Origin of the sequence: Pseudanabaena sp. UWO311 (genome assembly GCF_006937785.1) — a bacterium.
Classification (GTDB): Bacteria; Cyanobacteriota; Cyanobacteriia; order Pseudanabaenales; family Pseudanabaenaceae; genus Pseudanabaena.
Genome location: NZ_SJEE01000025.1, coordinates 1 through 13845 on the forward strand (window position 1 = coordinate 1; position 13845 = coordinate 13845).

Genomic DNA, 13845 nt, shown 5'->3' on the forward strand with positions numbered 1-13845 from the left:
TCCTGTCAAACTTTGTAGAATCCGAGGTTTATTTTTTAGTTTGGCGTATGACAGCATTTTCTAACTTGCAATTTTCTGAAATGCACCTATTTTAGCAACTTCTTTTGTTTATTTCCGATAAAGTCTAATGTAGAATCTGGCTTAAATGGATTTTGTGACTTTATATTGACAGCCTCTAGTGAAATCTATGAAGTCTCCTGTCCAGTGATCACCCTTGTCGAAGCGAAAAATGAAAATATTAAAGGTGGCTTAGGTCAATGTATCGCGGAAATGGTTGCGGCTCAAAGATTTAATGCCCAGCATGATCAAAAGTTTCCTATTTATGGTGTAGTGACAACAGGAATGATATGGAAATTTTTACGTCTTGAAGAGAAGACAATTTGGATTGATCAAGAAGATTATTTTATTAAAGAAATTGGTAAATTACTTGGTATTCTATCTAGTCCATTTTCAACATTTTTTGCCTAGGGATTCGTCACCAGCCCCAAGTACCTACCTCGCCTTTAAATGGCCCCACAATATCAGAAGTAATCCAGCCGCCGTAAAAGTCACCAGCTTGCGGCGTGATTAGCTCATCATTGACATAGCAAGCATCCATAAGACTGCCATAGAAACTAATTGAGTTTTGGATATCCACGAAATTAGGAGTAGGGACAGAATATCGCCAGCCCGCATTTTGGATGTATTTATCAGCGATCGCAATATCATAATATTGGCTTATTCCCTTCCATTCACACATTGTCCGCCGTGAAGTTTCAACCAAATACTCCATTTTGATGTCTTCTATAGGAATGTAATAACAAGGCGGATGACTTGTTTCTAGAACTCGCTTAGCGCGATCGGTTTCTGCCAAAACAATATCATTGCAAATGATGCGAATATGTTTGGTTGTATTCTCTAAGATTGCAGGACGGGGATAGTCCCAGACAGACTCTTGACCTGCTTGTGGTTCAATTCGATTTGGATGCATGGGAATTAATTATCTCTTAAATATATTCTAATCATTCGTAGGGGCAATTCATGAATTGCCCCTACGAATGGGCTATTCTAAAGCCTGCATGTTGATAGAAGTTGGGACGGAACCAATTGCGATAATATTTGCAAGCTTCTGTACCACTTGTAATCCAAGAACCGCCTGCCATCATATTGTGTTTAGTATCAAAATATGAAGCGGAATAGCTCTCATATAGATAATGGGGTTGATATCCTGTGAGCGGCGTTAAATGATCGCTCAGCCATTCCCAAACATTGCCTCGCAGGTCGTATAGCCCTGACGGACTTTGGGCTTCTAAAGAACCAACGGGGCTGGGAGAAGCAAATTTTAAATTGAGATTGAAGCCTGAATTTGTTTCCTCTATGGACTGCCGTAAATTTGATGCTCCGTAAGTTGCCAGATGCCATTCTGCCTCACTCATCAGACGAGCATCATTTCCTTTCCAGTGGCAATAGGCGATCGCTTCATAGTGATTGACCTCGACAGGAAAATCAAAGGGCATCGCGATTTCATCAAACATGGCGCGATATTTATAGCTGTCACCTTGCTGAATCCAGAATTTAGGGTGCTTGATCTTATGCTCAACTTTCCAAGCCCATGACTGTTCGTGCCAATATTGTTGATTTTCGTAGCCGTCATCTTTGACAAAATCTAAAAATTCGGCATTTGTAATCAGATATTTACTCGCTTGAAAAGTCTCTACATTGACAAGGCGATCGCCATATTCAATATCCCAACCATAGATATTTGAATCTTGAGGTTTGCCTAGTCGTACTTCACCACCCTTGATCTCAATCATTTCATTTGCAGAGGTATAGCCATTGGCAGGAGCATATTGCCAATGTTCGGGACGTTGGAGTTTATCAACTGGTAATTGGCGAATTAACATCGAGGAGGTTTCGATATGAATATATTGATGCTCGATCGCCATCATTAACCCCCAAAGCGGATGTTCTTGGTTAATCGGCAATGAGATCGCCATATTATGAATAAATTCGCTAATCCTGTCATAGACTTGCTGGCGATATTCCCAAACTGCGGTAACTTCCGCTCGTCGAAGACTGGCAAAAATTCCAGATATATCATCGGGCTTTTCAGGATCGACTCCGATTTCAAAAAGAATCTCAAAATCTGGATTGATTCGCGCAGTAATTAACCCGACTCTGACTAATTTGTTGATATAAAAGACTGCCGAATGACCTAGATAAAAAATCAATAAATTGCGGAGGCGATCAGGATTCGTATAAAAAGTTTCAGGACTAACTAAACTTTTCATCAAGCTATCTTCGATTTGCCAAGCTCGCTGAAAATAAGCAAGGATCTCTTGGCGATCGCAACGGTGCAGATTTGGTGGTTGCATAGATGGGAATTTTATTACGTTTAGTCTATAAAACTATAGGCACAATTTATGAATTGTCCCTGAGTTTTTGAGTAAATATCCTTAAACTTGACACAAAACTAGTCCAAACAATTTTTGGGGATCTGTCCAGATTTTGACGGTTTCTAAACCCTGCGATCGCAGTTGGGCTTGAACTGCTTCTAGGTCAAACTTGCGCGAGATTTCAGTGAGGATACTTTCACCAGCTTGAAACTGGATTTTGAGATCGAGAATATCTAAAGAAACTTCGTGGGGCGATCGCGCATGTAAATACATTTCAATTTGATGATCGACCTCGTTGTAAATTGCTTGATGTGTAAATAAATCAAGATCGAAATTACCTTGAAATCGCCAGTTCAAATGGGCAAGCATATTCAAATTAAAAGCAGCCGTTACTTCTTGGCTATCGTTATAGGCAGCTTCTAAAATATCTTTAGGCTTTTGCAAATCAATACCTAACAAAAAATAATCACCCTGAGTTAACGCATGGGCAACCTTGCCTAAAAAATCATCGGATTCTGCTGCGGTGAAGTTACCAATCGAGCTACCTAAAAAGAAAATCATCCGCGATCGCCCATGATTTTTGCCTAGATAAAGTAACGCTTCTTCGTATGTACCTAACAAGCCTTCAAGACAGAGATCGGGATATTTTTCTTGCAAATGTAAGACTGTAGTTTTAAGGATGCCACCACTCACATCGATTGGAATATAACTGAAAGCATCGGGCACGGCTTCAGTTAATGAGTTAGCAGCTTTTTGATAAGCACTTAATAAATAATGCGTCTTTGTAGAACTGCCACTACCTAATTCCACTAATTCACAAGAACCAGTGATGGCGGCTATTTCATCAGCAAATTGATTTAAGATCCATGCTTCGGTACGAGTAGGATAGTATTCGGGTAAATCACAAATCTGCTCAAATAATTCGGAGCCAATATCATCATAAAAGTACTTTGGTGGAAGACTCTTAGGGCTTTGTGTTAATCCTTGAACTACATCATCACCATCTTTGCTAATTGATTGGGTTATAGCTGAATTATGTTGATGGAGGATTTTTAAATGCTTAACTGTCATGCTCGGATTCTCACCTATTTATGTTTATACGATAGATAGCTGTTTTTGGATGAATATCAATAATCCAACGAACCAATAATATTTAGTGGCGGCACATTGCGCCGCCACTAAATATTATTGGTTCGTTGGATTGAGTCTTACCATGACCCATGTTACATAAGTGCCGATAGGACTCCAGAGTAAATATGGCATTAATAGCCATCCTGCTAAGCTAGAAATTTGCCAAACTTGGGTAGTTAAAACTAACCCTAAGATAAAACCGATCGCCCCTGAGAACACCCCAGCCCTAACATTGCGTAAACGGGTCATGACTGGAGTGTAGGACAAAATAGCGAATTCAACGATCGCGTAACTTGCCATGATTAACCATGTGCTGAATGTGGAGGGTTGAGCTTCCCATAGTGCGGCGGCAGAGGTAATACCGCAAATAAAGATAAAGATCCAGATAAAGGGGATGGCTTTTTCAAAGGTTAGCCATCGAGGGCGACGCAATCGCATAAACCATTTGTAGTCGCTAGGAAAAAGCTTGTTAAATGCAAAGCCTCCTCCAAATGCGGCAGTTCCGATTACTAGCCAAGTAGTTATCATGCTTATCTCCGATCTTCGATCTCGCAACCATCGGCACAACGCCCTTGGCTATTATTTAGATTATTTTCGCGTTCGTTTTGGTATTGTTGCCGTTTTGCCACGATAGTTTTAAGATTGCCTCGACCAGTCAGCAAAAGTCGATAGTCTGCCCAAACTCCATAAAGAATATCGGCTAAGCTCCCAAAAATGGGAATTTTGGTAATCGCATAGATCCAACCGATACCAAGAATGTCGTAGGTTCGGCGAAATACTTCGACATTTTGGACAATCTCACCATTAGGTAATACGGCGTGAATCCGACCCATTGCTGTCTCAAAATCTATCCCAGCATTATCGGCAGGGTCGTAATCATCAGCGGCAATATCTACAAAATTAATTAAACCGCGATCGCCATCTTTGCTTTTTAGAAAGTTTACTTCACGCACACATAGAGGACATGCGCCATCATAGAGAAGCTTAATTTTCCAAGTTTGAGCTTTGGTTTCTTTGACGTTTGTCTGCGGAGATAGCATTGGGTTAGTTTTTTGGGTTTAGCCCTATTTTATCGCGATCGCTAATGATCCCAATAAAACCCAAAAATGTTGCAGCGGGCTACGCCCGCCGCAACATTTTTGGGTTTTATTGGTTTGGGTTTGAGCGCAAAGCGCTTTAATCAAACTTTGACTAGAGGCTTTGCATCAGCACGAATAGGAATAGAAATATACATTCCTTCTCTAGCCATTACTGCGCCAGAAAACTTCTCTTGAGCCAGCCGACCAACCTCATCCAAGTAATCATCACTATGCAAAGGATCATGATGAAAAATCACTAAAGTCTTAACATTTGCCGCCTCGGCAACTTTGATCGCTTCTTGCCATGTCGAATGCCCCCAACCAGCTTTTGGACTGATACTTGACCAATATTCTTCATCAGAATAAGTAGCATCCATAATCAACACATCTGCGTTGCGAGCTAGATATACAAGATTTTCATCAACGCGATCGCCAAAATGTTCAGTATCAGTAGCGTAAACTGCTACGCGATCGCCACAACTAACTCTATAGCCTGTAGCCTCCCCTGGATGATTGAGCATTCCTGCCTCAACTGTCACACCGTTACCAATCTCGATGACGCTGGGAACTTCAATATCAAAAAACTCCAAACATGATGCCATCACTCGTAATGGTACTGGGAAGTTAGGATGATGCATCTGCTCCTCCAGTCGATCCTGCATGGTTTGTCCCGTCGGGGCAATTTTTCCGTAGATTTTAAATACATTTCCTTTGATAAAAGCGGGCGTAAAGAAGGGAAACCCTTGAACATGATCCCAATGACTATGAGTAAAGAAAATACTCGCATCGACAGGCATCTGCTTTAAAAGATGCTGACCTAAAACCCGAATCCCCGTTCCCCCATCAAAAATAATGCGTTCACCTTGGCAGCGCATTTCTACACAAGGAGTATTGCCTCCATAGCGTACTGTGGTTGGACCAGGTGTAGCTATGCTGCCACGTACACCCCAAAAATGTATAGAGAACTCACTGTCAGAAATGGACATTAGCTAACTCATTGTCAGAGAATTTTAAACCATTGGGGCAAGGCTGAAAATTTAGAAAATTTTAGAAAATTTCTACTTTTAAATTGTTAATCTCAACACTAAACGCGAATAATAAACGATACTACAAACTTTGCTAGTCTTGGTGAGTTGATTATGCTCATCATTAATTATGACGATTATCTAGTATGAGTAGTATCTAGTACTAATAACTAGAACTTTGAATCTAAATATCTCTGATTTTAGCAGCTACATCTAGAGAGCAAGGTAAGTAGGAAACGATTAAAATATCAGAACGCTGTATCAGAATAATTACCCAATCAATCAAATTAGATTAGGGTATATGCTAACCCTATGTATTGCTTTGTGGCTATCAGCTTTTAGTACTAGCTATTGACTAATAGACCCCGTAAGACCAATTCTGACAAGTGGATGGACGTAACCAACTTTGTAAGTTTGTGCCCGCAGGGGGGCAAACTTACAAAGTTGTGGATGATTTTTTTATAAATTTTGGATACAAGTTTGTGACAGTGCCTCAATCAACAGCAACACCTATCTCTCAATCTAGTTTGCAATCTAGTTCCTTAGCCCTAGCGATCGCAGGTATGAAGTGCGCGGGTTGTGTGGCAACAGTGGAAAAACGTTTGCTTACCTGTGTAGGGGTAAAGGCTGCAAGTGTGAATTTGCTAACCGAAAAAGCAACCGTAATTTATAATGCTGAAAATACCGCACAAGAACTAGCTCCGCAATTGATTGAGGCGATCGCCAAAGCAGGTTTTTCGGCAGAGTTTATTAGTAAAGACGATCGCAAGAATACTCGCAATTCCTTATCCCCAAATTCCGCCAAAAATTCTTGGTTCGGGCTTAGTCAAGAAATTGCTATCCCTGCATTATTGGTGATTTTAGCAATCGTCGGACATCTGGGCTTGATTGGTGTTGCTGATTTGCCCCTAATTGGCAATATGTATGCCCATTGGGTAGTCTCGACTGTAGCGCTAGGCTGGATTGGGCGACCGATCTGGTGGGACGGATTGAAATCGCTATGGTATCGCGCTCCAAACATGAACTCATTGGTGGGATTGGGAACAGTTTCCGCATATTTAGCTAGCTCGATCGCCTTATTTGTTCCGCAGTTAAATTGGCAATGCTTTTTTGAAGAGCCTGTAATGCTGTTGGGATTTGTATTGCTAGGACAAGCTTTGTTAGAACGAGCCAAGGGCAAAGCCTCCAATGCAATTCGAGCTTTGATGGAGCTACAACCCGCTAGCGCTAGATTGTTAGTCAGTAGTACTGATGGCGATCTGCAAGTGCCAATGCCTGTGGAAGAGCTGCAAGTAGGCGATCGCATTGTAGTTTGGGCTGGGGAAAAAATTCCTGTTGATGGTGAAATTATCGCTGGTAGTTCTAGCGTTGATGAGTCCATGCTGACTGGTGAATCAGTGCCTGTAACTAAGCAATTAGGAGCGCGGGTTACAGGAGCAACCCTAAATCTGACAGGAGCAATCACAGTTCAAGTTTTGCAAACTGGCTCCGAAACGACCTTAGCGCGGATTGTGTCACTAGTGGAGTCAGCTCAGGCAAGTAAAGCGCCGATTCAGTATTTAGCCGATCGCGTGGCGGGATATTTTGCTTATTCAGTAATGGCGATCGCTGCTTTGACATTTTTGATTTGGTACGGACTGATCCATGCCGAGATTGTGTTTAGTTTGCGATTAGCGATCGCGGTTTTAGTGGTGGCTTGTCCTTGTGCTTTAGGGTTAGCAACACCGACCGCAATCATGGTTGGCACAGGAATTGGCGCAGAAAAAGGCATCTTAATCAAAGGCGGAGCTAGTCTTGAAAAGATCGATCAACTCTCTGCTGTAGTTTTTGATAAGACTGGCACTTTGACAACGGGCAAGCCTGAAGTTACAGATGTTGTAACCAATGATCTAATCGTTTTTGGACGACAGCTCATTGAGCAAACAACTTTTAAAAGTTTGGTTGAAGAACGTGAAGTCCCGAAATCTGCACTACGGATTTTGCAATTAGCTGCCAGTGCGGAAGTAGGTGCAAATCATATTCTCGGTGCAGCTACGATCGCTAAAGCTGAAGAATTAAGTATCGAGCTATTACCCACCCAATCTTCACAGATTGTGGCTGGCTGTGGTGTCAAAGCGATGCTGACGACAGGCGAAACAATTTTGGTGGGCAATGGGGCTTGGCTGCAAGAGCAACAAGTCGAAATTTCCAGCGAGATGTTAGAGCGATCGCATAATTTAGCAGAATTTGGCAAAACTCCAATTTTTATCGCTGTGGATTCCCAACTAGTTGGAATCATCGCCATGCGTGATCGCCTCAAGCCTGAAGCACATGAAGTCGTCAGGCAAATTGAAGCGATGGGCTTACAAGTCTGGATGCTCACAGGCGATCGCCAAGAAACCGCCAATGCGATCGCTAATCAGTTGGGCATTCCCTCAGAAAGGGCGATCGCGGAAGTCAAACCCGATGGCAAAGCAGATGCTGTGATGAAATTACTTGCTGAAGGTCAGCGTGTAGCCATGATTGGCGATGGTGTTAATGATGCACCAGCTTTGGCTAGCGCCACCGTAGGCATTGCGCTCAGTTCAGGTACTGATGTTGCCATGGAAACTGCTGATATTGTGCTAATGCGTCATGATATTAGCGATATCGTCCCCGCAATCCAACTCAGTCGTGCCACTTTCAGTAAAATTCGCCAAAATCTATTTTGGGCATTTGCTTACAACACTCTCGCGATCCCCATTGCCGCAGGGATTCTCTACCCTAGTTTTGGCATCTCTCTCAATCCGACGATCGCAGGTTTAGCGATGGCATTTAGTTCTGTAAGTGTAGTTTTGAGTTCGCTATCATTGCGATCTAGAAGAAAATAGGTTATGCAGCGCTTCGAGCTGCTTATAGCGGTTTTCAGTTGAGTGGGACACAAAAAATGTAGGGGCAATTCATGAATTGCCCCTACATTTTTTAAGTTTTTTTGTTCAGTTAAGGAAAACACGGTGGATTGGATTAATTTAATTATTGCGGGACTATTGGAAGTTGTTTGGGCAAGCAGCTTGAAATATACCGAAGGTTTTACAAAGCCTTTACCAAGTCTGCTCACTATCTCAACGATTACAGCTAGTTTCATCCTACTAGCCCAAGCCTTAAAAACCCTTCCTATTGGCACAGGTTATGCGATTTGGACAGGGATCGGTGTAGTGGGAACTGCAATTATTGGCTCAGTATTTCTGGGTGAATCGAGAGATTTACCGAGATTTATCTGCATCGGTCTAATTGTCATCGGTATTGTCGGATTGCGATTGACAAGCTCAAAATGATAGGATGATCGCTGCTTTGCACTACCCTTTCGCCTGAACTACAAGAATGGATTCTAAGTCTCTGAATGACAAATCTTTGAATGCTAAGTCGTTGCTGTTAAGTATTCTCAGCTTATTGTCTATTTTATTTATCCTCTTTACTTTGCAAGCAAGCTGGAATAATCCCCAAGAGCAGACAAAATTAGACTTGCTCCAAACCGATTTGATTTTGCAAGCTACTCAAGTTCAAGAAAAAGCTCAAGTCAGTCCCAAAGATGACATATTCCAAATCTTAATCGGTGAAAGCAAACCCCAAGAACTCTATGCACAGGCACTCAATAGTTATCAAGAAGTACTCAAAGCCAGCAAATCTAGTCTCACCAGCCTAGAGCAAGTCTCCTTATCTCCTGAGGCTAGAGACTATGAACCACAGGCACTCTCTAAACAAAAGCAGAAGAAGTTAACTAGCGTTAGTGAAATCAGTATTCGCACAGGACTGCTCCAAATTCAGGCTGGCGATACTCAAGGTGCGATCGCCACATGGGAAAGTGTTGCAGAATTAGAAAATCAATCCATGACTAGTTATGGATTAACTGCACAGATCCTCAAAGGATTGTGGTCAAATCCAATCATGTTATTCCCTAATGCTGAAACTCAGATTCTGCGAACCCTTGATGGTTGGTATCGCAAGATTGCTCTCACCAAACTCTATGAATCACAACAAAGAAGCGAGAAAATTCCTGAGCTTGAACAAAAAGCTCAAATAGAAGTCAATATAGCAATTAATCGTTTAGTTATTATTAATTCTATCCCATTAATCGGCGGCAGTGTAGGGGTTTTAGTTTGGATCGTCTTACTTGTGCAATGGATTTTCTTTCGCGCATCTTCTCCTTTTTACAAAAAAACTCAAGGTGATATAAACCAAAATTCCAATCAAGTCAATTTACAAGTTCCTTGGGGTATAGGAACTGTTTGGGAAGTCATGGTGCTTTGGTTTACGGCATTTTGTTTGATGACCCAATTCGTTTTGCCATTAATCTTTGAGTTTTTAGGCATCCAAACAAGAGCTAGTGAAGATTACACAATCCAAGCAGTATTAGTTTTGATTCCCTACACGCTCTCAGTTTTTCCTATGTTGCCAATTTTGCAAGCTAGTCTTGCCGCCTATCAGCCTTTACCCGAAGGATGGTTTCGCATCAAAATTACACCACCACAATGGTTATTGTGGGGAGTTGGTGGATATTTTGCCTCCGTTCCCTTAGTTTTAGTGATTTCTGTACTTAGCCAAAAATTTCTCCAAGGTCAAGGAGGAGGCAATCCTCTATTACCAATTTTGACTGATAGCCAAAATAATTTACCTAAATTTCTACTCTGGACAACTCTGGCGATCGCAGCGCCATTTTTCGAGGAATATCTATTTCGTGGTTTTCTACTACCTTCATTAGCTAAGTTTTTACCAGTTTGGGGTTCGATCGCTCTAAGTGGATTTTTCTTCGCCCTAGCCCATTTAAATCTTGCCGATATTATTCCCCTCACCACTTTGGGAATAGTCATGGGTTTTGTCTATTGGCGCTCAAAAAATCTCCTCTCTTCCATGCTTCTGCACTGTCTTTGGAATAGCGGTAGTTTCTTTGCGCTAATTGCCCTCGGAGGTAAATAGCTACTCCCTTCCCAGTCAAGAAATAGCGGTGCGGGGCTTCGCCCCGCACCGCTATTTCTTGGGTTTGTATATCTGTTTCTTTGGTGGGAAGGGAGTAGAAGGTTCGCAAAGCGAACCTTCTAGCTAATATGAAGCACAATCCAAGGATGTTCCACAAATGCGGAAATATTGCCTTTAAATGGTGCACTTTGCGATCGATTCTGAGCAGTCAATAAATTCAGAAATCGCTCAATATCTTCAAAATTCACCTGATGTATCAAATAGTTTGATAAAAACTGCCTAACGATCCTTCTCTGTAATGCTAGCGGTTGCGCTTGCAAAAGCTGGCGATGCAAGCGCGGCAATTGCTCATCCCAAACCACCGAAATATTATCTTCAAAAAAACAACTCGCTTGTTTTTCTAAGTAGATTACATCGTCATGCAAAAGCGCTGAAGTCTGCGCGATCGCAATTTCTAGCTGTGGATTAAAATGCTCCTGTAAATAAGGAATTGTTTCCAAACGTAAGCGATTACGACGATAGTCTAGATTTCGATTAGTGCTATCTTCCCAAATAGGAATTTGATTCTCTCGACAAAACGCTGCGGTTTCATGACGACTGACATTTAACAAAGGACGCACCAATTTAATCTCTGGCTTAATTTCTGGCGTAAGCGATCGCCTCCAAGTTAGAGAAGCCAAGCCGTCGGCTCCACTTCCACGCATCAAGTTATGGAGCAATGTCTCAACTCGATCGCTGCGAGTATGTCCTGTCACAACACAAGCACATTTATGAATATTCGCCATCTCCACCAACATCTCATAGCGCCATTTTCGAGCATCAGCTTCACTAGCTAAAACACTCTCAGCCGTTCTCAAACAAAAAGTAATTCCCCATTCCTTCGCAATATTTTCAACATGCGCAGCATTAGCACTTGAGTCACTCCGCCACCGATGATCGCAATGGGCGATTGTTAAATTCCAGTTAAGCTTTGCACTTTGCATCTGTAAAAGCTTTGCTAAACATAGGGAATCCTGTCCTCCAGAAACTGCTACCAAAAGACTTGCATCTCTTGGTAATATTTCAGGCTGCGATCGTAAAACTGCATTTAAATTAGCCCGTAATAGTTTTGTAAAACGATTGTGAGATTTCAAGGGTTATTGTTTGCTAAAACTTAGATGAAAAATGATTATTCATGGCATAATAATGTATAATTTTAGTTCTTCAGCATTAAAAGAAATCGTGCGAAGATCTTAAAAGAGTATTGCATTTTTGTGTTGTTTGAAAGAAAGGCGATTCGCTTTTCCCCTGTTCCGAATTTATTGAGCCTAAATTGCACGATTTCTGCTAGTACAGCGAAGTTAGCTTGAGGGTGAGGAATATACAAAATGCAAAAGAGAAGCTCTATGATGAATAAATTATTGCTGGTGTCCACAGGGGCAGTCTTGGGATTTATGGTGATTGCACCAGTCAATACCCTATCTGCACAGACAAAAGTTACTGAGAACGCTAAGGTAACTAACTCACAAGTTACTAATGACAAAGTAAGCAATACCACAACTTCTAAGAATGGTGTAAAAAATTCTACAACAGCTAAGAAAACATCTAAAACGGGAGTAGCTAAAGCGCCAATTCCACAAAACAAGCTACCCTACACTGCTAAGGATTTAAAACAACCTCGGACAGATGTTGTGGCAATGCCAATATCATTCAAGCGTAGTTCTTCTATCTCAATTTCTACAAAGCCTGATGAAGAGCTTGTAGAAATCGCTCAATCTAGCACAGAAATTGCTCAGACAGGTAATGCAACTTCTAGCTCTCCAGACATTATCCGTCAACAGCTACTGATTCGCCCAATTACACCGCAAACTCAGAGTGTTTTTAAACAAATCTACACGCCATCATTGAATGCGGGCACTCCTGTCGCTTTTGGTCTTCAAACAGGTGATGCTTTTATTAGTGTTGTCGGCGCAACTGCTGGGAGACTGAGAGATACTGTTGATGGCAGCATATCAGTTGGTGCTGGTTTGGGAGATGCTAGCCAGTATCTTGCGGTTGAAGGTGTTTTCAATATCAACAGTATTCGGAACTTCGGTTCTAATGGCTCTTTCGATCTCAAAGTTCATCGTCTCATCTATCAAGATGATTCTAGGCAAGCTGCGATCGCAGTGGGCTGGACAAACTTTGCGAACTATGGCTCAAACGCAGGAGGTACTCCTTCCTCAGTTTATGGTGCTGCAACCATTTCACAATTGACCAATCCAAACAATGCTGAGAATCCTCAACCAATAGTCGCGACTATTGGCGTTGGTGGTGGTACATATCGTAAATCTACTAGCAGTGATGGGGTTGGCGTTTTTGCTAATGTTGGCTACCAATTTGACCCACAGTGGGGCGTGAGTACAGCATGGTCTGGACAAGGACTAAACTTTGGTTTGGGCTTTTTACCAGATGTTACTTTTCCCTTAAACCTTACGCTGACCTATTCCGATGTCACGAACAATAGTAATGCGGGCACTCAGGTTATCTTTGGTGTTAGCTATGGGTTTAATTACTCTGGACGTAGATAATTCTTCAGTATAGTGTGGTCAGCCTGCTACGCGGGCTGACCACACTATGGTTTTAGTTTATAAGTTGCGATCGCTCTGAAATAACCTAGCTGCCAAATTTCTATGAAAAAAATATTTTTGTCAATTCTCGCTTCTACTATCTCTTTTGTAGGCATAGCCCCTGTTTTTGCAGGCTCATTCACGATTCAAACAGGATGTCAGACTTCCAGTATCGCAATTTTGCGGAATACACCGCCTGTTCGTCAAAGCAATTTGCTGAGCATCAATATCAGCCAAGCGATCGCAGCTTTGTTGGGTGCAGCTGGAGGCAACGCTAACATTAGCAACTTAGTTGTCCTGTTGAGTAATGGTAACGGTAATAGTGCCAGTGTTACCTCAGCCCAAATTGCCTTGAACAGTCTATTTGCGGGTTTAGGAATTAATGTTGCTGCTGGTTCGTCTGCCGCTAATTTGATTGATGCGTTAACTGGACTGGTTCCTGGTAATTTTAATGCTGGTTCGGGACAACTTCAGACAGTTGATCTGAATAAGCTATCTCAAGCAATTCTTGCCTTTAATCAGATCGTTAATGAGCTTGCGGATATTGCTAAAGGTTCGGATCCCGAAGCCGCCAGAGCTCAGGCTATCCTGTCTGCCCTAGCTGCGGATTCAACCTTCACTACACTTTCAACAACTTTGGCGGCAATATCAAAAGATCTGCCATAAGCAAATAACCCCAAAAGATGAATGGCGGCACTTCGTGCCGCCATTCATC

13 protein-coding genes are annotated in these 13845 nt (G+C 42.0%); 6 read left to right on the forward strand and 7 right to left on the reverse strand.

Features of this window, described 5'->3' with window-relative positions; translation table 11 throughout:
• Positions 1-165 precede the first annotated feature (165 nt).
• Positions 166-468 carry a hypothetical protein gene (locus tag PseudUWO311_RS17090; RefSeq protein ID WP_190303543.1) on the forward strand — a complete coding sequence of 101 codons (303 nt, stop codon included), beginning with the start codon at positions 166-168 and terminating at the stop codon, positions 466-468.
• Between the two features lie 7 nt (positions 469-475).
• Here PseudUWO311_RS17090 and PseudUWO311_RS17095 read toward each other — a convergent pair whose 3' ends face one another.
• The 6 genes from PseudUWO311_RS17095 to PseudUWO311_RS17120 all read right to left on the reverse strand — a co-directional run bounded on the left by PseudUWO311_RS17095 (position 476) and on the right by PseudUWO311_RS17120 (position 5571).
• Entirely contained in the window at positions 476-970 is a 495-nt protein-coding gene (locus PseudUWO311_RS17095; protein ID WP_142656452.1) for a DUF427 domain-containing protein, read from the reverse strand.
• A gap of 61 nt (positions 971-1031) precedes the next feature.
• Positions 1032-2354 carry a 5-histidylcysteine sulfoxide synthase gene (gene ovoA, locus PseudUWO311_RS17100; protein ID WP_142656453.1) on the reverse strand — a complete coding sequence of 441 codons (1323 nt, stop codon included), beginning with the start codon at positions 2352-2354 and terminating at the stop codon, positions 1032-1034.
• Positions 2355-2435: 81 nt separating this feature from the next.
• Positions 2436-3446, reverse strand: a complete 1011-nt coding sequence (gene egtD, locus PseudUWO311_RS17105; RefSeq protein ID WP_142656454.1) for an L-histidine N(alpha)-methyltransferase — start codon at positions 3444-3446, stop codon at positions 2436-2438.
• Positions 3447-3560: 114 nt separating this feature from the next.
• A complete protein-coding gene (locus tag PseudUWO311_RS17110; RefSeq protein WP_142656455.1) occupies positions 3561-4034 on the reverse strand; it encodes a TspO/MBR family protein in 474 nt (157 codons plus the stop codon).
• 2 nt (positions 4035-4036) lie between these two features.
• A complete protein-coding gene (locus tag PseudUWO311_RS17115) occupies positions 4037-4546 on the reverse strand; it encodes a thiol-disulfide oxidoreductase DCC family protein (protein WP_142656456.1) in 510 nt (169 codons plus the stop codon).
• 140 nt (positions 4547-4686) lie between these two features.
• Positions 4687-5571: an MBL fold metallo-hydrolase gene (locus PseudUWO311_RS17120; RefSeq protein WP_142656457.1), complete on the reverse strand. Its 885-nt coding sequence runs from the start codon at positions 5569-5571 to the stop codon at positions 4687-4689.
• Positions 5572-6092: 521 nt separating this feature from the next.
• On the opposite strand from PseudUWO311_RS17120, the gene PseudUWO311_RS17125 reads away from it, so the two are divergent.
• From PseudUWO311_RS17125 to PseudUWO311_RS17135, 3 genes are all read left to right on the forward strand, one after another.
• Complete coding sequence (locus PseudUWO311_RS17125; protein WP_263402971.1) at positions 6093-8459, forward strand: heavy metal translocating P-type ATPase; 2367 nt, start codon at positions 6093-6095, stop codon at positions 8457-8459.
• Positions 8460-8582: 123 nt separating this feature from the next.
• Positions 8583-8903, forward strand: coding sequence for a quaternary ammonium compound efflux SMR transporter SugE (gene sugE, locus PseudUWO311_RS17130; RefSeq protein WP_142656458.1), 321 nt, complete (start codon positions 8583-8585; stop codon positions 8901-8903).
• Between the two features lie 46 nt (positions 8904-8949).
• Entirely contained in the window at positions 8950-10542 is a 1593-nt protein-coding gene (locus PseudUWO311_RS17135; RefSeq protein WP_142656459.1) for a CPBP family intramembrane glutamic endopeptidase, read from the forward strand.
• A gap of 119 nt (positions 10543-10661) precedes the next feature.
• Here PseudUWO311_RS17135 and tilS read toward each other — a convergent pair whose 3' ends face one another.
• Complete coding sequence (gene tilS, locus PseudUWO311_RS17140; protein ID WP_142656460.1) at positions 10662-11675, reverse strand: tRNA lysidine(34) synthetase TilS; 1014 nt, start codon at positions 11673-11675, stop codon at positions 10662-10664.
• A 252-nt stretch (positions 11676-11927) separates the two neighbouring features.
• Between tilS and PseudUWO311_RS17145 the strand changes: the two genes are divergently transcribed.
• The gene (locus PseudUWO311_RS17145; protein ID WP_142656461.1) at positions 11928-13091 is read left to right on the forward strand and encodes a hypothetical protein; all 1164 of its coding nucleotides are present in this window, start codon (positions 11928-11930) and stop codon (positions 13089-13091) included.
• A 102-nt stretch (positions 13092-13193) separates the two neighbouring features.
• Complete coding sequence (locus tag PseudUWO311_RS17150) at positions 13194-13796, forward strand: hypothetical protein (RefSeq protein ID WP_142656462.1); 603 nt, start codon at positions 13194-13196, stop codon at positions 13794-13796.
• Positions 13797-13845 lie beyond the last annotated feature (49 nt).